The sequence below is a fragment of the Dyadobacter sp. 3J3 genome, from assembly GCF_009801115.1.
Classification (GTDB): Bacteria; Bacteroidota; Bacteroidia; order Cytophagales; family Spirosomataceae; genus Dyadobacter.
The window spans coordinates 242,619-260,139 of record NZ_VTOL01000008.1; the positions used below are offsets into that span (position 1 = coordinate 242,619).

At 38.3% G+C, this 17,521-nt stretch carries 17 protein-coding genes; 11 read left to right on the plus strand and 6 right to left on the minus strand.

Annotated elements, in window-relative coordinates:
- Window positions 1–17: 17 nt before the first annotated feature.
- Window positions 18–383: a hypothetical protein gene (locus tag FZF08_RS18520; protein ID WP_159471452.1), complete on the plus strand. Its 366-nt coding sequence runs from the start codon at window positions 18–20 to the stop codon at window positions 381–383.
- A 93-nt stretch (window positions 384–476) separates the two neighbouring features.
- Here FZF08_RS18520 and FZF08_RS18525 read toward each other — a convergent pair whose 3' ends face one another.
- Together FZF08_RS18525 and FZF08_RS18530 are read right to left on the minus strand one after the other, a co-directional pair.
- Complete coding sequence (locus FZF08_RS18525) at window positions 477–965, minus strand: hypothetical protein (protein WP_159471454.1); 489 nt, start codon at window positions 963–965, stop codon at window positions 477–479.
- 19 nt (window positions 966–984) lie between these two features.
- Entirely contained in the window at window positions 985–1,536 is a 552-nt protein-coding gene (locus FZF08_RS18530) for an RNA polymerase sigma factor (protein ID WP_159471456.1), read from the minus strand.
- 170 nt (window positions 1,537–1,706) lie between these two features.
- Between FZF08_RS18530 and FZF08_RS18535 the strand changes: the two genes are divergently transcribed.
- The 3 genes from FZF08_RS18535 to FZF08_RS18545 all read left to right on the plus strand — a co-directional run bounded on the left by FZF08_RS18535 (window position 1,707) and on the right by FZF08_RS18545 (window position 5,554).
- Window positions 1,707–2,048: a DUF6249 domain-containing protein gene (locus FZF08_RS18535; RefSeq protein ID WP_159471457.1), complete on the plus strand. Its 342-nt coding sequence runs from the start codon at window positions 1,707–1,709 to the stop codon at window positions 2,046–2,048.
- A gap of 128 nt (window positions 2,049–2,176) precedes the next feature.
- Window positions 2,177–4,624 (plus strand): outer membrane beta-barrel family protein, encoded by a 2,448-nt coding sequence (locus FZF08_RS18540; RefSeq protein ID WP_159471459.1) that lies wholly within the window; start codon window positions 2,177–2,179, stop codon window positions 4,622–4,624.
- Window positions 4,625–4,666: 42 nt separating this feature from the next.
- The gene (locus tag FZF08_RS18545; protein ID WP_159471461.1) at window positions 4,667–5,554 is read left to right on the plus strand and encodes an Rpn family recombination-promoting nuclease/putative transposase; all 888 of its coding nucleotides are present in this window, start codon (window positions 4,667–4,669) and stop codon (window positions 5,552–5,554) included.
- A 177-nt stretch (window positions 5,555–5,731) separates the two neighbouring features.
- Here the strand turns inward: FZF08_RS18545 and FZF08_RS18550 are convergent, their stop codons facing one another.
- Complete coding sequence (locus FZF08_RS18550) at window positions 5,732–8,269, minus strand: zinc-dependent metalloprotease (RefSeq protein ID WP_159471463.1); 2,538 nt, start codon at window positions 8,267–8,269, stop codon at window positions 5,732–5,734.
- A 167-nt stretch (window positions 8,270–8,436) separates the two neighbouring features.
- A complete protein-coding gene (locus FZF08_RS18555; protein ID WP_159471763.1) occupies window positions 8,437–9,999 on the minus strand; it encodes an amidohydrolase in 1,563 nt (520 codons plus the stop codon).
- Between the two features lie 393 nt (window positions 10,000–10,392).
- Here FZF08_RS18555 and FZF08_RS18560 point away from each other — a divergent pair, with 393 nt between their 5' ends.
- Window positions 10,393–10,869 carry a group II truncated hemoglobin gene (locus tag FZF08_RS18560; protein WP_159471465.1) on the plus strand — a complete coding sequence of 159 codons (477 nt, stop codon included), beginning with the start codon at window positions 10,393–10,395 and terminating at the stop codon, window positions 10,867–10,869.
- A gap of 57 nt (window positions 10,870–10,926) precedes the next feature.
- Here FZF08_RS18560 and FZF08_RS18565 read toward each other — a convergent pair whose 3' ends face one another.
- Complete coding sequence (locus FZF08_RS18565; RefSeq protein ID WP_159471467.1) at window positions 10,927–11,769, minus strand: sulfurtransferase; 843 nt, start codon at window positions 11,767–11,769, stop codon at window positions 10,927–10,929.
- A 278-nt stretch (window positions 11,770–12,047) separates the two neighbouring features.
- On the opposite strand from FZF08_RS18565, the gene FZF08_RS18570 reads away from it, so the two are divergent.
- Entirely contained in the window at window positions 12,048–12,245 is a 198-nt protein-coding gene (locus FZF08_RS18570; protein ID WP_159471469.1) for a hypothetical protein, read from the plus strand.
- Between the two features lie 586 nt (window positions 12,246–12,831).
- Here FZF08_RS18570 and FZF08_RS18575 read toward each other — a convergent pair.
- Window positions 12,832–13,401 (minus strand): hypothetical protein, encoded by a 570-nt coding sequence (locus FZF08_RS18575; protein WP_159471471.1) that lies wholly within the window; start codon window positions 13,399–13,401, stop codon window positions 12,832–12,834.
- Window positions 13,402–13,631: 230 nt separating this feature from the next.
- Between FZF08_RS18575 and FZF08_RS18580 the strand changes: the two genes are divergently transcribed.
- The 5 genes from FZF08_RS18580 to FZF08_RS18600 all read left to right on the plus strand — a co-directional run bounded on the left by FZF08_RS18580 (window position 13,632) and on the right by FZF08_RS18600 (window position 17,480).
- A complete protein-coding gene (locus tag FZF08_RS18580) occupies window positions 13,632–14,135 on the plus strand; it encodes a DUF1772 domain-containing protein (RefSeq protein WP_159471473.1) in 504 nt (167 codons plus the stop codon).
- A gap of 84 nt (window positions 14,136–14,219) precedes the next feature.
- The gene (locus FZF08_RS18585; RefSeq protein WP_159471475.1) at window positions 14,220–14,945 is read left to right on the plus strand and encodes a DUF2490 domain-containing protein; all 726 of its coding nucleotides are present in this window, start codon (window positions 14,220–14,222) and stop codon (window positions 14,943–14,945) included.
- Between the two features lie 208 nt (window positions 14,946–15,153).
- Complete coding sequence (locus FZF08_RS18590) at window positions 15,154–15,822, plus strand: hypothetical protein (RefSeq protein WP_159471477.1); 669 nt, start codon at window positions 15,154–15,156, stop codon at window positions 15,820–15,822.
- 275 nt (window positions 15,823–16,097) lie between these two features.
- Complete coding sequence (locus tag FZF08_RS18595; protein ID WP_159471479.1) at window positions 16,098–16,571, plus strand: VOC family protein; 474 nt, start codon at window positions 16,098–16,100, stop codon at window positions 16,569–16,571.
- A 438-nt stretch (window positions 16,572–17,009) separates the two neighbouring features.
- The gene (locus tag FZF08_RS18600; protein WP_159471481.1) at window positions 17,010–17,480 is read left to right on the plus strand and encodes a DUF1801 domain-containing protein; all 471 of its coding nucleotides are present in this window, start codon (window positions 17,010–17,012) and stop codon (window positions 17,478–17,480) included.
- Window positions 17,481–17,521 lie beyond the last annotated feature (41 nt).

A 17,521-nucleotide genomic window follows, 5' to 3' on the forward strand; every position in this document is an offset into this window, starting at 1 on the left:
TTAAACTTTTAGAAACCATGAAAAAGATCATCTTATCAATCGCGCTTTTAGCAACACTTGCAGTTGGAAATTCTTATGCTCAGCAAGGCCGCGCCTATGGAAACAGACCGGTTCCAAATGCTCAGATCGACAATAGATTTGAAGAGTTTCAGATTAACAAATTGGATAAAATCGTTGGTTTGTCGCGCAAACAGGAAAATAAAATCAAGAAAATTGAAAACCGTTATGACCGCATTTTGGCAGGAAGAAGAACACCGAATATGAAAGAAGTTCAATGGAAAAAACAGCGGGAAATTATGGACGTCCTTACTCCTGCCCAACGTGAACGTTTAATGGCCTTTCAACACGGAAATAAATTCGATCGTCATAACCGCAGAGGTTAATTATTAATGGTTAATGGTTAAACGCCTTAAATTGAATGTTTTGCATTCAATTTAAGGCGTTTATATGTTTGGTGAATATTGAAAATAAAGTGCTCAATGCGATGCTCTTTTGCCCAATCTTTGAAGGATAAAATAATCCGCTAAAAGAAGTATACAAAGCGTCACGATAACAATAAAATAAATCACCGGCATTTGTCCGGCATTATTTGAGAAATCAAACATTGCATTTGTAATTTTGATAAGAGACAAATCCATAGCAGTTGTTTGCGAGGCTTTTGAAAAAAAGCTATATTGAATCATCAATGCCAAAAAAGCCGCCGCCACATACCAGGCATTCTTACTGATAATAGGTTTCTCCACTTTTTTCGTGATCGGCGTAATTTGAGCCATAATCCCCGACTCAAACGATTTTGATGGCTGATCCAAATTATTTTTCACCAAAAGAGCACGCAAAGCCGATTCCTGTACAATTTCTTCCGCCTGAACCATTTTCATAACATTATCAGTAAAACCCGAACCTGTAATATCAAGCTCAGACTTTTGGATAAGTTTTCGAAAAATATCTTCTTTATCTTCTTCCATTTGTTCGGCAATAATCTTGTTATAACAAAAAAAGTAATTCCTGTTCCAGTATTTTTCTGGCGCGAAATAGTTTAACCTTAATATTGGATTCTGTCAAACCCGTAATTTCTTCGATCTCCCTAATCGAATTTTCGTTCATATAAAACAACGTAATCAACAACCCTTCCATTTGCGGTAACTTTCCAATGGCTGCTTTTATATAATTTGACTGCTCCGTTGCTAGTAAATTTTCTATTTGCGGTATTGAAAAATCATAAACATAATTTTCATTGATATCTTCATTAATGGAAAAAACAGGTACTCTGTTTTGTTTTAATTTAGAAATTGAAGTCCGATAAACGATTGTGTAAAGCCAGGTTGAAAACTTAGATTTGTTCTCAAATTTCCGGATCTGCTGATATGCCTTTACAAAACTTTCCTGAGCCGCATCCTCCGCGTCTTCCTGATTTTTGAGAATTTTCAATGCAATTGTAAAAGCCATATTCTTATATCTATTTACAAGGAAAGCGTAAGAAGACGGATCTCCCTTTTTAATTTTATCAATATAAAACTGGTCGTCCGTATTTTTCATTCGCATCTTTTACATGGCATATGGCTATAAGACTGTACTTGCAGAAGCAAGGTTACAGATTTCGATTACTTTCTTTTATCAAAATAAATTTATAAAAAATCTGTAACCAACAGAAAAGTATTGTTGTCTAATGCAGTATAAATTGATTTAACTTCTAAAACTGAAAGACAATGAACGGAACCTCCATGATGGTATTTATTTCCATGTTTGCCGCAATATTTGGAATTGCATACGTATTCAGAATAACAAGACATCGCGAACGTATAGCCATGATCGAAAAAGGTGTAGACGCCTCTATGTTTGTCGGGAAAAACAATCAGTCACAATCTCTAACCCTAAAATTAGGAATGCTCTTTGTAGGTATTGCACTAGGTATCATTATCGGTAGCATTCTTCAATACAACTACGACATAGAAGTAGCTGCTGCTTACATTTCCATGATTTTCCTTTTTGGAGGAATAAGCCTGATTATAAACTTTCTAATCGAGAGAAAACTTGATCGGACAAATTAAGTTTTCCTTTCAAAAAGCATTTGAATCTTTTTCTCTTCAAAGATTTTCAGCCCTGAAATTTTAAAATCCGGATGTTCCGGCGAGGATAATTATGCCCTTTAAAATTTATTAGCCATAAAAATAAAATCATGAAAATTAAAAATATATCGCGAAAGCTGCTGCTTTTTGCCATGGGATTACTATCGGTTTACCAGCTTGCAACCGCACAGAGCAGTGATAAAATTTACAGCATCAAAGGAATTGTAAGCGATTCCGTTAGCCAGAAAAAACTGGATTTTATCACGGTAAATCTTCTATCCGATAAGGGAATTCCTATTAAAGCAGATTACACCAAAACAGACGGATCCTTTTCTTTCACCACTTTACCTTTTCAAAAATATGCTATTGTACTGATTGGTGTAGGTTATAAAAACAAAACAATTAATATCGAGTTTTCTGATTCAACAAAGCGAAACGTAGATCTTGGTAAATTGATTTTAACTTCACAAAGCGTAGGTTTAAAGGAAGTTACAGTAACAGCCGCAAAACAAATCGTGAAACAGGAAGTCGACCGGATTTCTTATGATTTGCAGGCGGATCCTGAAAGTAAAGTTTTCAGCGTACTGGATATGATGCGAAAAGTGCCCCTCCTGTCACTGGATGCCGACAATAATATTCTGCTAAAAGGAAACAGTGATTTCAAGATATTGATCAATGGGAAACCGTCCAGTATGGTTGAGAGAAACTACAAGGAGATTTTGAGGACTATGCCCGCTTCATCCATCGAAAGGATTGAAGTGATCACAACGCCACCGGCTAAATATGACGCGGAAGGACTGGCCGGGATTATCAATATTATCACCAATAAAAAAGTGGATAACGGCTATAACGGATCCCTGAATGTAAGTGAGCGTTTCCCGAACGGAGGACCTGGATTTGGCGGATCTTTCTCGGCTAAAATTGGCAAATTAGGTATGTCAGCATTAGGAGGAGCAAGTATCTACAAATCTCCACAAATTATAAATTCAACTTCCAGAAACACTTTTGGTACCGAAAATACAATGCTAGAACAAAATGGTACCGCAGAATCCAAAAGCAAAAGCGGCTACCTTGGCTACGAAATATCGTATGAAATTGATAGCCTGAATCTTATCTCCGGCCAGTTTAATATTAATGGAAGCAAGTTGAATGGAGAGAATGGACAAAGAAGTTTGTTGACCGCAACAGAAACAATTTTACAAAAATATTCTCTTGGGAATATTACCAAAACCAGAGGTTCAGGAATGGACGCGGCGGTGAATTATCAAAAAGGATTTAAATCGAATAAAGACAGATTATTAACTTTATCCTACCGCTATTTTTCTTACACGAATAATCAGAATAGCGCCATTGACATAACCGAAATAACAAATTACGATCAGCCAGATTATAAACAAACGAACGACCAGGATTTTTCTGAACAAACGTTTCAGGCTGATTATGTTCATCCATTGAAAAAGCTAACCGTTGAAGCTGGTTTTAAGGCGATTTTACGTAACAATCAAAGCAATTTCCAAAATCTTTTTCAGAATACTGAAACAGGATTATACGAAGTTCAACCGGGACTTAGCAACAAATTCAGGAATGATCAAAATGTTTTTGGTGCTTATAATACGTATCAGTATAACCTAAAAAAATGGAGTATTAAAGCGGGTGCGAGAATTGAGCAAACTGTAATTAATGCAAATTTCATTTCTAATGAATCAAAACTTTCTACACATTATTTTAATGTAATCCCATCTCTTTCCATCAATAGAAAACTGTCAGGGAGTAGCGGTATAAATCTGGGATATACCCAAAGAATTCAACGTCCGGGAATTTACCAGCTCAACCCGTTTGTAGATAAATCGAATCCTAATTTTGAAAAAACAGGGAATCCCGATCTAAAACCGGCATTGGTTAATGATGTTCAGATTGGATATAATATATCAAAAAAACTTTCAGTTAATTTTGGCCTGGGATATACCCTTTTCAAAAACCTGATATTCCCTGTCTCCGTATATGATTCTGCAACAAATATTACCAAAACTTCATATGGAAATACCGGACAAGCAAAACTGCCGCAGGGAAATCTGAATATTAATTATCCTATTACAAAAAAATGGAATTTCAGTCTTAACACAAGGTTTGCCTACGGAATGGTTCGCGGGATTGTCAATGGCGTTTTGATTAAAAATGAAGGTTTGATGTATAACTTTTCCGCTTCTACGGGATACCGGTTTGAAAAATCATGGCGTATTAATGCCAACCTGAATGCAAATGGTCGCGGTGTAAACTTACAGGGAACAACAAATCGTTTTCTCAGTTCTTCTTTTAGTATGAATAAAGATTTTTATCAGGATAAGTTATCATTTTCGGCCTCGGTTGGAAATCCTTTTACCAAGTATCGTCATAATATTAACGACTCGTTTGGACCTGATTTTACGCAATCAAATATCCGGAGAGATTATTTCAGATCATTTAATTTCAGTGTGAATTACAAATTTGGAAGGTTGAAAGATTCGATTAAAAAGAATAAACGGGGTATCAGAAATGACGATGTGCAGAGTGGGAGTTAGGTAAAATCTTCCTACATTGTTCGCTCACACACTATAAATATAATGACGCAATCTTTCCTACCTACTGGCCGGTTTATTGATCCGTTGACCGATTTTGGTTTCAAACGTCTTTTCGGAAGTGAGCCTAATAAAGAAATTCTTATTGATTTCCTTAACCAATTGTTTCAAGGACAAAAAGTAGTCTTAGATCTGACTTATAATCCAACTGAATTTTACGGAAATAATGAAGATTCAAAAAGAGCAATTTTCGATCTTTTATGCACAGGCGACAATGGAGAGCAATTTATTGTGGAAATGCAGCGTGGAAGACAGGATTATTTCAAAGAGCGAGCCATTTTTTACACCTCTCGTCTTATAAGTGAGCAACTGCCTAAGGGAAACAAATGGGGTTATAAACTGAAAGAAGTTTATTTGATAGCATTTTTAGAATTCACTTTGGAAGAAAATAGCGGCGAACAATATCTCCACGATTTGTGTATAATGGATAAGGTGACCAAGAAAATATTTTACGATAAGCTGGAATATAAATTCATCGAATTACCTAAATTTACAAAGACAGAAACTGAACTAACAAAAGATCTGGATCGATGGCTGTTTCTCTTAAAGAATCTTGTGAAGATGGACAAAATTCCCGTGTTCATGAGAAAAAGTGTTTTTGAAAAGGTATTTAAAATAGCAGAATTAAATAATTTAAACAAGGAAGAGCGTATGTCGTACGATTCAAGTTTAAAGGCAAAATGGGATTATGAAAATGTTCTCGATTATGCGGTAAGAAACGCTGATGAAAAAGCTCGTGAAGAAAGCAAAATTGAATTTGTTAAAAATTTGCTTACAAACACTGACTTCAATACTTCAAAAATCGCCATGCTTGCAGAAGTTAATGAGGAGTTAGTACTGGGTATCCAACAACAATTGAAGGAAAGTAAGTAAAAGGAAAGAATATAAATCCAATAAGAAAAGTCCTGATTTGAGAAATTCAAATCAGGACTTTTTGATTTCAGTTGTTATTGTTATTCTCTGAACTACAATACAAAAGAAAGGCTCCGAAAATCTTCTGCGATGCATCAGATATTCAGAGCTGTTCTTTTTGTCTGACTAGTAAGGCCTTTACTCCCTGCTAAAACTTTGGGAGCAGCCCATAAAATCCATTAAACCCATAATTGGAGCACCAGGAGGCATATCCAGTACGGTGGCCGGTTCAAACTTATCCGGGTTTTTATGAAACTCTTCAATTTGAGAAAGACCAAAAAGCATATTGGCTTTTTGTTTTGGCGTTGCCGAAGCCATTTTATCTTTCATCCATTGACCCAATTCTTCAACTGTTAAAAGTGTTTCTCCCCTTACATTTTCCGGCGCTTTGGAATCAGCCGCCAGGGTTAGTAAATACTTCAATGACAAATTGTTAACCAATGTTTGAAGTTCACCATTGTAACCTGTAACAACCGGAGCTTTCCAGGTTTTTTCCAATATTTTATCAAGCACAGGCATAAGTCCCGGCTGGTTTTCATCTCTTGCATTATATTCGATCAAACGCGCTGCACGTTCGGAGCTGAATAAATACGAAAGCGTAGTTCCTGCCGCCATTTCGGCAGCTGCAATCGGATCAAAAGTTGGTCCGGTATGGCCCGTGAAAGTTTCCTGACTTGACGGATAACCCGTTGGGCGCGGAGGGATTTTTTTGATCAAACCTTCCGGTAAGGCCAATGCTTCGGGAGAAATTGTATTAAGCAAAGATTCCAGTGCACGCCATTGTTCTTTTGGTTCAACCATTCTGGTAATGACCTGTCCGTCATTTTTTACGGCATGTGTAAAATATAAACCGCCCACGGATTTGGCAACTGCTTCAATCTGGTAGCGATGCAGCAAGTAAACGGGAACCAAAACCTCTTCCAATGTCGCCATCGGCTCACCATTTCGAATTGCTTTTTCTGAGAAATTATCCAATACCTTTCTTCTAACCGTCATGATATTGGTCATCTGATCGATAGGGTTTGAACCATCATCCCATTGGTGAGATGTTGGATGTGCGTTGCCACCGATGTCAGGTATGTAGATATAACCTTGTTTCAGCGTTTCCTGCATGATTTTTTCCAAAGCGGCGTTTTCATCTGTTCCCTTTGGGAATTCAGTATACCCCCACATCACAGCGCGTTTATCCCAGCTGCCAATTCCTTTTGCATAGGAATCTGAAATATCAACAGTTCCATCTGATTTCAAAGAAAACTTTGGAAAAGGGTAATCCATAACGGAAGCCCTGTCTTTCGGACTTGCCGCAAAGTTGTGATTAAAACCTAATGTGTGGCCAATTTCATGTGCAGAAAGTTGACGGATACGTGCAAGCGCAAGTTCCTTCATCGCGGTTGGCACAGGTTTTCCATCCTCGTAAGGCTGTAATAAACCTTCTGCAATCAGGTAATCCTGGCGGTGGCGATCAGAACCTAATGTTACTACACCTTTAATAATTTCTCCCGTACGAGGATCAATAAACGACATTCCATAAGAAAATCCGCGCGGACTTCCGTTACGATTCACCCAGTTCACAACATTATACCGGATATCCATCGGATCAGCGCCTTCAGGAAGTTCCTTTACCTGGAAAGCATTTTTATATCCTGCCGCCTCAAAAGCCTGATTCCAGAATGCGCCACCTTCAATTAACGCTGCTTTTACAGGTGCAGGTGCGCCTCGGTCAATGTAATAAACAATTGGTTTTATAGCCTCACTTGGCGCTGAACCCGGATTTTTCTTTTCAAGACGATGGCGACGAATAAATCTTTTAACAATCGGCTCATCCATGGGTGCGGAAAAATCCATGTAACTAAACTGACCAAAAGCAGAACGGGTATCAAACTTCCGGGCTTTATATTTATCATCCGGCAGTTCAACAAATGACTGATGCATATTCACCGTAATCGCACTTGGATCTGGTGCCAAACCACCTCCTCCTCCAAAAAAATTAGTACTTGGATTTCCACCTGTAAAAGTAATCAGGGCTTCAAATTCCGTATTTTTGGGGAAGTTTTTGGTATTATCAATGTATAAAACTGAACGGGTTTCATCCATTTTATAAACACCACCGCCACCAGCTGGCTGTGAAACGGCGACCGGCCCGGCGGCTCTTCTTACGCCCAAACGCGAAGCAATATTCTGGCTATCGCGGACGATAAAAGGCGTTATATCAATCAGCATTTTTTCACCTTCCGCTGCTACCGGCACAAATCCCCAGATAACGGATTTAGCAAAATTATTTTCAACTGCCTTTTTCTCATCCGGATTTTGCGTGATTGCCCGATAATTATAAACAGGTTCAACCAAAAGTATTTTCGGACCTACTTTTACAAACTTAGCAATCGCAGAAGAAGCTTGTCCCCGCTCCGGCCCGCCACTACCAACGCCATCCGTCAGAGATGAAAAATAAAGAAATTCTTTGTCGAGCTTATCTACTTCAAGAAGTACTTTTCCTGTCTTTTCATCGTAATAAAAATTAAAAAAACCTTCGTATTTTTTCAATCCCTGAATCACCGAAGCAAATGTCGCTGGTGTTGCCGCGGGTTTGGCCGGGGCGGTATTTCCAGCCGGATTCTGTGCGTAGGACATAGTCCCGGCAGCCAGCAAAACGGCTAATGCATTAAATGTTAATTTCATAAAATTAGTAAGGAGTTATTTTTCAAAATTTCAGCATTTTATTTTACCAATTCTGCATTAGGCAGAAATATTTCGGAGCGCAAGTCTCAGGTTTCTATGTCGGTAACAATATGCAATCGTCCTTCCGCAATGGATAAAGTGCGGAACAGAAATTACCATAAGCCTTGTCATTTCACCGTTGGATACTTAATTCCCAACTGCTCCATGTAGGTAGCATATTTGGAGGGATCATAATAGAATTTTTTCATCTTGGGACGAAATTCTTCCATAATTCTTTTATTGAGATAAATGGCTGGTTTGTCCGTTGCAGAAACTAACGGAATGTATTTGGTATCTTTTGTTTGTACATCTTTGAAATACGTCCAGGCATTTTTCAAAATATCCGGTTTTACAAAAAGATCCAGTAAAGTCATCGCTTCTGCTTTTGCCCCTGCTGTCACACCTTTATGTGCAATTGGTGTCGCCATGGCTATGGCATCCGCCCAGTGATGGCCAGGCAATCCGGGAATATTTGAAGGATATCCCAAAACGATCGTAGGTACATTCCAGGAAATATCGGCGATATCATCAGAACCGCCGGAAAAGCCGGAAGGAACGGCGGTCGGTTTTCCAAGGGGACTTAATATGGTGCTTAATCCTGAACCTTCCGCAATAGGACTATTTACCTCTTTTTGAGCCGCTTTGGCCAGAATCTGATCTTCTTCACTCCATTTCGGCAAACCCACTTTTTTGATATTTTCATACATGGCTTCGGCAATAGGCTGGTTGAAATGACCCGGCCAGGCACTTCCCAAAACCTCATAGGTCATCTTTGTTTCTGTCATTAAAGCGGCACCTTCTGCAATTCTGATGCCATCTTTATACATACCCATAATTTTCGGATACGTGCGTTCGCGGAAATAATACCAAACAGCGGCCTTGGACGGGACAACATTTGGCTGATCACCTCCATCCGTTATCACATAATGTGAGCGCTGTGATGGTTCCATGTGTTCGCGGTGGTAATTCCAGCCAACATTCATCAGTTCCACCGCATCCAAAGCACTTTTTCCGCGCCATGGTGCCCCACCTGCATGAGCTGCCTGTCCTTCAAAACTAAACTTAACCGAAATCATCCCGACCATCCCCGGATCACCATAGGAGGTTCCAAGATTACTCGCAACGTGTGTAAAAATGCAGGCGTCAACATCCTTGAAAAATCCATCCCGAATGTAATATGCTTTAGATCCCAACTGTTCTTCCGCTACACCTGGCCACAGCATAATGGTACCCGGAATTTTCTCCCGTTCCATTATTTTTTTCAAAGCAAGAACCGCAGTAATATTCAACGGCTGACCGGAATTATGGCCCTCACCATGTCCGGGAGCACCTTCAACGATTGGATCATGATAAGCAATACCTGGCTTTTGAGAAGCTTTTGGAATACAGTCAATATCACTTCCTATGGCAATAACAGGTTTTCCTGAGCCCCACCGAGCCGTCCACGCGGTTGGCATGCCGGCAATACCCATCTCAACTGTAAATCCGTTTTTCTTCAAAATATCTGTCAGATAAGCCGAAGTTTCGGTTTCCTGAAATCCAAGTTCTCCGAAACTGAAAACCATATCCACCATTTCCTGCGAAAACTTTTTATTGGCTTCAATTTCCTTTGAAAGTTCCGTTTTCAGGGCATCAATTTTTACAGGCGTCATTTTGACCTGCGCCAATGTATGACCCGACATCATAGCCATGGTAGCGGCCAAGCAAATTCCTTTTGCCAGTATACCTTTATACCTTGAAAAATTATATACATTTTTCTTCATTTACCGGAAATATAATCGTGAAAATTAGTTAAGATAAGGAATTTCATATTGCTTAAAAATTGCCTTTACAATTTAGCTACATCGTTTTTAATTATTTTAATTATATTCAATTTCATTTTAATTTATTTGGATAAATAATACTAAACATTAATATAATTATGTATTTATGAATTATAATCAAATAATATTCTGAATTCAAATTTAAAAGTAACAGAAGCTTCTATTTCTTTTTTCTGTTGTTTTATTTTTATAAATTGTCAGGCACCTGAAGTTTTCAAATAGATAAATCTCTTCTATCAAAACGTCATTACTATTTAGATTATGGAAAAGCAGATTCCTACACTTTATGAATGGGCCGGCGGAAATGTAGCGCTGGAAAAACTGACACAAGTATTTTACGAAAAGGTTTTTCAGGACGATTTGTTATACCCGGTTTTTAAAAATATGTCCGGTGACCATAGCAAACACGTTGCACATTTTATCGGTGAAGTTTTTGGCGGGCCTAAAATATATTCAGAAGAAGATGCTGGTAGTCATTACAAAATGATCGGCCATCATTTGGGAAAAATGCTTGATGAACCGAAAAGAAAACGTTGGATTACTCTATTGCTAGAAAGCTGCGATGAACAAAACCTGGCAGATGATCCGGAATTCAGGTCTGCATTGGTGGGATATCTGGAATGGGGAAGCAGAATTGCCGTAATTAATTCCAGGGAAACTGAAAATCCGCTGGACAGTGCCGAGCCTATGCCGGTGTGGGGATGGGGAGAAACAGGCGGCCCCTACATACCAAAATAAAATTTCTGATTACAAGTAATCCATACTCATAATCAGAAATTTAGAAATTACAAATATCTATAAATCGCCGGTAGCCACAGTTCTGTCGTTTCTCGACCATTCGCTCCATGAACCTACATACAGTTCTGCGCCGGAAATTCCGGCTTCTTCCAAGGCCAGAAGTGTATGGCAAGCCGTTACACCCGAACCACAGTGCACAATGATGTTTTCAGGTTTATGGTCGCCCAAAGCAACTTTATATTTTTCTCTTAATTCATCCGGTGAAAGGAAATTCCCTTCGGCATCCATATTTCCCAAATAAGGAATATTAATAGCACCGGGAATATGCCCCGCCACCAGATCAATTGGTTCACTTTCTCCACGGAACCTGAAATTTTCACGGACATCAATCACCAAATATTCATCATTTCCAGCTACTTCTGCAACTTTTTCAATATTGGTAAGGGGAGAAATCCAATTTTCCACCGGATATGCAGGAAATTCTGTCAACAATGTTTCCGTCTCATCTGTCGTATTTAATCCTTCTTTTTTAATGGCTTCCAGTCCACCGCTTACTACATAAATTTCTTTATGCCCGATCGCTTTCATCATCCACCAGAAACGAGCAGCAGCCATAGCTCCTCTTTTGTCGTCGTAAACGATAACTCTTGTAGATGGTGTAATGCCAAGTGTGCCAAGAAATTCACCAAATATCACCGCTTCCGGCAAAGGATGACGGCCACCGACGGCGGCATTTTCGCGCTTTTCAGATAAATCCGTTTCCAGATTTACAAAAAGAGCGCCTTCCAAATGTTCGGTTTCAAAGCGTTCCTCCGCATCTGCACCGCCTCTGGCATCTATAATAACCGTATCTCCGGTCGCTGAAAGAGGCTTTATTTCACTTGCTTTAATAATAGTCATATTCTGTAATTGCTGATTGGGAAGTCAATTTACCAAATAAATAAAGATTTTGGCAATTAGTACCTGCCAATTCAGCTTTACGAGCTATAAACTATTTGAATGTCAATGAGATGACTTATTATTTTTAAATTATTTTAATCAAAGCTTATTCTGAAACAGATTCCAATAGTTTACTAACTATTGTCAAAATGACTATTTATTAGCCCAATTTGCTTTGAAACAAAGTACACAACAGCTTGCTTTATTTGAATGTCAATTAAAGGTTCAACTTGTCTTTCATGCTTCCTACTTCTAAGTTTTTTAGAAAAGTACCACTGCGGATTATTTCTATATTTGTTTATCAACCTACTTACAGTCAATTAATTTCAACTGAAAATTTCGGGGCAAAACCGGATAGTTATGAGAATATTACACCCCGGACACACAAAATTATTGATGAATCTGTTACCCGGCACAGCACCAAACTGGTAATTTAAAAGGTCGTTATGATTTTTGGCCAGACAGTGCGATAATGTCAAATATTTTCTGTCAAGCACATCAACCGAAGAAGAAGATTGAACGAAAGTAAAAACCACTGGAATTGTCTTTAAAAAGGCAAAAACCATGACCAGTGGTGGCAATGGCTCATTTATTTATATTTCATGGAAAAATGACCGCCATTGTTCCGGACCGATGCGAATCTTCAAATCAGGATAGAAAATAATGCTTTTACTACTTTTGACTTTCCAGTTCTTTCTGCAAAAAGTACACAGAGACGGGTTTTCAGTGTCAATACAATCATCACAAGCTACAACTTGCTTCTACAATACGACAATAAAATATGCTCTGTTTAATGCTTGTTCCCAAGTCCATCTAGGCAATACAAAAATGTAAGGGGGTGTTTTGGGGAATACTATTAAAATCAACAATACGCCTAAAACAGCTATAAAGGTATGGACAGTAAAAAACTGGTCATCGAGTAAATTTTAAAAAAAGAAAAGCCTGACAACAAAATCCATAGGGATTTGTAATCAGGCTTTCTCACTTTATGAAATGGTAACAAATTACCAGGTTGAATTATGCTTATTTCGGTCTGGTCGTTGTACTTCCAGTTGATGGACTTGACGTGCTGCTACCAGGTGTTGTTGTTGTGCTGCCAGGCTTTGTAGACGACGGATAAGTCGTACTGCCCGGTGTGGTAGTACTGCCTGGATTTGTTGTACTACCTGGTAAAGTTGAGCTTCCCGGATTCGTTGTACTACCTGGATTCGTTGTACTTCCTGGTAAAGTTGAACTTCCCGGATTCGTTGTAGTCCCTGGTAAAGGAGAACTACTCGGCGTGGTTGATGACGGCGATGTTGTGCTGCCAGGAACTGTGGATGGATAAGTACTGCTACCTGGAGTTGTCGATGGCACAGTACTACCCGGATACGTTGTGCTGCCCGGAACAGTAGACGAAGGCGTAGTGCTTCCCGGTACCGTAGCTGGCTGCGTCATTGTACCGTTGGACCCTGCAGAACCACTTGGACGCGTTGTGCTCGGAACATTGGTTGGCGTTGTACTGCCTGAGGTAGATGCAGGCGAAGTTTGTGCATATGCCGCAGATGACCCTAAAATCATTAATGCTATGATATTCAATTCAATACGTTTCATATTTTAAATTATTTTATGTTGATGAAGTATAATTGAATCGGTATATTAAATAATCATACCAATAATTTTGACATGATGTATAAATTCTACAATTCAGAAAACGTATAGATACATTATTTTAGTGGCCGTAATTTCTTGAACCTTATCATTCCATTATTGAAAAATTTAGAAATATTCAATTTTGAAAATCAAAGTCGCTATTTTAATGGAAAAATATACAGTCACCAGCTATGATAAATTTCTCCACCGTCACACTTGGTTTCACCACGGTAACAACTGCTCTGATTGCTGGACTTTTTTATGCTTACTCATGTTCGGTAAATCCCGGATTGGGAAAATTGCCGGACAAAGAATATATTTCCGCCATGCAATCAATCAATATTGCCATCATAAATCCGGTTTTCATGCTGAGTTTTATGGGGACATTGGTCATGTTGCCATTGAGCGCTTATTTAAGTTATACACGGGCTCTACCAATCCGATTTGTCTTTTTAGGAATCGCTTCAATAATTTATATAACTGGTACATTTGGTGTTACAATTTTCGGAAATGTTCCGTTAAATGAAACTTTGGGGGCTTTTCATATTGAATCTGCAACAATTCGGGAAATTGCTGACCCGAGAATAAAATTTGAAGAGTCATGGAATCGTCTTCATACGATCAGAACGATTGCAGCAGTTACTGCTTTGCTATTTGTGATCGCGGCCTGCTTATGCGATGACAGGAATATTTGACGTATAAATTGGAGAATCTACAATCAATTGGGAGCGTCACCCCTATTGAAAAGTCTGGCATAGATATAGATATAATTCTAACTAATGATGAAGATCTATATTACAAAACCAAGATATGTCTGCTACGGCCTGGTAAACTTCCTTATTTTGCTATGCTTTCAGCAAACCTGTGCTCAGACAATTGAGCATAATGCCTGGCTTTTCTGGTCGCATCAACAAAAAATTTCGGAACGATGGCAATTTAGCGCCGATGTTCAGGTCCGTTCAGCTGACAAGCTAGGTTATATAAACACATTACTAATCCGTCCGGGAATTGGTTACAAAATTGCAGATAACAAAACCATCACCATTGGATACACTTATTTCGGCACTTGGGACAAAGAAAAGGAACCAAAGATTTACGAGCTCGAAAACAGAATATTTGAGCAATTTCAGATTGAAAATGAGATACAAAGAACTGAAATCACCAACCGGTTCAGGTACGAGCAAAGGTTTCTTGATCAGCAGAACAGCAAAGCTTTTGCACAGCGTTTCAGATATTATGTTCAGGCACAAATCCCGCTTGTAACCAACCCGCTTTTTACAAAAGGATTATATCTGTCAGTCCAAAATGAACTGTTTCTAAATGTCCAGGGAAAAGATCAGGTAAATGATAACTTTTTTGACCAAAACAGATCCTATGCCGGACCAGGCTATCGTTTCAGTGAAAATCTGGACCTTGAGTTTGGATACATGTTTCGTTACCAAATTGATAAAGAAAAAAATATACGTAATAACATTTTGCAGATTGTAGTCAAAAGTTCATTTTGAGTTAAGACCCACAGAATAATCTACTTTCACCATACGTATAAATTTGGCTAGCAAATATTCTACACTAGTATCAAAATAATTGTACAACTATTAATAATATTTGTAACAATTTTTTCTAAATTTACGAAAACGAAATCCCTCTTCATATCCGTAGTGTCCTAGTAATAAAAGATAAACCTTATTTATTATTCATGAAAAATTCTACTGTATGAAAATTTTACTGCGTTACTATTGGGTATTACTATTGCTGATAGTAAATTTAGCCTGTACCGAAAAGGAACTTGCCAAAGAAAATGAACAGGATATCGTTATTAAAAAAGACGATGTTTTACCCCTGATTGAAAATAAAACCTGGGGCCTCACTAAAATTGAAACACAAATTGGTACCGGCAGCAGATCGGAATTGCCATCTTCTCCTGAATACACTGCTTATAAAACACAATGTTCCTTTGTTTATTCAAGCGGTTATGTAGGTTTCTATTCAGGAAATGAGTCAACTAGTGATTCTGTAAAACAAAACCATAACTTCCCGGCTTATGCAAGGACCTTTTCCATTTTTACCAGAATAGTATTACCGGTTGGATTGGATTATAGCTGGGATGATTCTGCCGGAACTATGGTTACACATTGCTATGATGGGACAAAAATCCTGAAAATTCCACTTGATCAAACTGCTTATCTGGAAAAGGGCAGCCTGATACTTTACAAGGATATGGCAACGGCCAGGGCCACTAAAATACCCGAAAATATAACTTTGGTTGCCCAGGAAAAGGATGCTACCAAAGGTACCGTAACCTATTATTATTCATTCAGGCCGCTTTATCCCTATAAATTACACACAACACAATGGGAAAACGATAATTTTGTTATGTTTTAAAATTCATTGTGACCCTGAATTATATCACAATGCTTACAAGGAAAACCTGCTTCGACTTAAAAATGTCGTAAGCAGGTTTTTACTTTTGTATACTACAATCTTTTATTTTTCTGTTAAACCAATCACACTCCATTCAAATAAAGTCGCAAATCCCCCCTGATAAAGTCGTTTTAAAACCCCGTTTTCGAAAATCCTTTATTTAATTTTGATATACTAAATCAGGATAAATAACAATTCGAAAATTATTATTTCTTAATATCTAAACGATTGACAATATGCAAAAGATAACGCCATTTTTATGGTACGACAATCAGTTGGAAGAAGCGATGAATTTATATATTTCAATTTTCAAAAATTCAAAAATTTTGAATGTTAGCCGATTACCAGGAGACGTACCCGGGTCTGTGGGCAAGGTTATTACAGCGACATTTGAACTGGATGGACAAACTTTCTACGGCCTCAACGGGGGGCCACATTTTAATTTTACAGAAGCAATTTCTTTTTTTGTTGATTGCAAAACACAGGAAGAAGTTGATGACTTGTGGGAACGACTCTCCGAAGGTGGATCTAAAAGTCGCTGCGGCTGGCTCAAAGATAAATTCGGAATTTCCTGGCAAATTGTTCCCTCAATTTTAGGCGAATTAATGGGCTCCAAAGATCCCGCCAAAGCTAAAAGCGTGATGCAGGCAATGATGAAAATGACAAAACTGGATATTGCACTATTGCAGGAAGCCTATGATAATGCCTGAAAAAATCTGACTCATCCCTAACCTAAAAATTAGGTGATGAGCCAAAAAAATTGATTCAAACTTTCAAATTGCAATAAACAAGTACTTGTTGTTGGCCGGCATCTTTTTGACACCTGAATATTCATCTTGGTTCAATTACGCTCAAATTGTCATACGGAATACGATCAACGATGGTATTTTCACTTAATGTACTAGATAAATTAAAAAACGATTACACTCAGCAGTATCCTGGCCTGCTGTTGGCTCATCTACATTTTGCTTGCAATTTATTATCTCCTGTAAGGAAACGCTCATTGGGAGCACCCTTTTTAAGTACATAAAATTCGATAAATTCGTTAACCTCATTTAGTTTCAAAAAAGACTTACGAAAAAAATCGTTATTTCTCTGTTTACCCAGGACTTACTAATTTTATACTTCCATAATAATCAAATCTTTACATGCAATCAGACGCCTCCACGCCGCAGGAATATATAGATTCCCTTCCGGATGACCGAAAATCTGCTGTTAACGAATTGAGAAAAATAATCCTTCAAAACCTGCCGACCGGATTTACCGAGGTTATGAGCTATGGGATGCTTGGCTATGTTGTCCCACATTCCATTTATCCGGATGGATATCATTGCAATCCTTCATTACCGCTGCCTTTTATGAATGTAGCTTCGCAAAAAAACTTCATAGCCATTTATCATATGGGGATTTATGCCAATCCAAACCTTAAGGAATGGTTCACCAATGAATATGCTAAACACATGAAGACGAAACTCGATATGGGAAAAAGTTGCCTCCGTTTTAAAAAGATCAATGAGATACCCTTTGAACTTGTTGGTGAGCTGGCATCAAAAATGACTGTGCAGGACTGTATTGGCATTTACGAAACGCAATATAAAAACAAGAGAAAAGGCAGCTAGCTCATTTCACGTTTTTATAATTTATTTAGCAAACCTTGTTA

Coding starts and splice junctions, on each gene's coding strand:
- FZF08_RS18590 (WP_159471477.1), top strand. CDS start 15,154: ATGAAAATTTTACTGCGTTACTATTGGGTATTACTATTGCTGATAGTA.
- FZF08_RS18560 (WP_159471465.1), top strand. CDS start 10,393: ATGGAAAAGCAGATTCCTACACTTTATGAATGGGCCGGCGGAAATGTA.
- FZF08_RS18570 (WP_159471469.1), top strand. CDS start 12,048: ATGCTTCCTACTTCTAAGTTTTTTAGAAAAGTACCACTGCGGATTATT.
- FZF08_RS18600 (WP_159471481.1), top strand. CDS start 17,010: ATGCAATCAGACGCCTCCACGCCGCAGGAATATATAGATTCCCTTCCG.
- FZF08_RS18595 (WP_159471479.1), top strand. CDS start 16,098: ATGCAAAAGATAACGCCATTTTTATGGTACGACAATCAGTTGGAAGAA.
- FZF08_RS18520 (WP_159471452.1), top strand. CDS start 18: ATGAAAAAGATCATCTTATCAATCGCGCTTTTAGCAACACTTGCAGTT.
- FZF08_RS18545 (WP_159471461.1), top strand. CDS start 4,667: ATGACGCAATCTTTCCTACCTACTGGCCGGTTTATTGATCCGTTGACC.
- FZF08_RS18535 (WP_159471457.1), top strand. CDS start 1,707: ATGAACGGAACCTCCATGATGGTATTTATTTCCATGTTTGCCGCAATA.
- FZF08_RS18575 (WP_159471471.1), bottom strand. CDS start 13,401: ATGAAACGTATTGAATTGAATATCATAGCATTAATGATTTTAGGGTCA.
- FZF08_RS18580 (WP_159471473.1), top strand. CDS start 13,632: ATGATAAATTTCTCCACCGTCACACTTGGTTTCACCACGGTAACAACT.
- FZF08_RS18585 (WP_159471475.1), top strand. CDS start 14,220: ATGATGAAGATCTATATTACAAAACCAAGATATGTCTGCTACGGCCTG.
- FZF08_RS18565 (WP_159471467.1), bottom strand. CDS start 11,769: ATGACTATTATTAAAGCAAGTGAAATAAAGCCTCTTTCAGCGACCGGA.
- FZF08_RS18540 (WP_159471459.1), top strand. CDS start 2,177: ATGAAAATTAAAAATATATCGCGAAAGCTGCTGCTTTTTGCCATGGGA.
- FZF08_RS18525 (WP_159471454.1), bottom strand. CDS start 965: ATGGAAGAAGATAAAGAAGATATTTTTCGAAAACTTATCCAAAAGTCT.
- FZF08_RS18550 (WP_159471463.1), bottom strand. CDS start 8,269: ATGAAATTAACATTTAATGCATTAGCCGTTTTGCTGGCTGCCGGGACT.
- FZF08_RS18530 (WP_159471456.1), bottom strand. CDS start 1,536: ATGAAAAATACGGACGACCAGTTTTATATTGATAAAATTAAAAAGGGA.
- FZF08_RS18555 (WP_159471763.1), bottom strand. CDS start 9,999: ATGGCTATGATGTCGGGTCATACATTGGCGCAGGTCAAAATGACGCCT.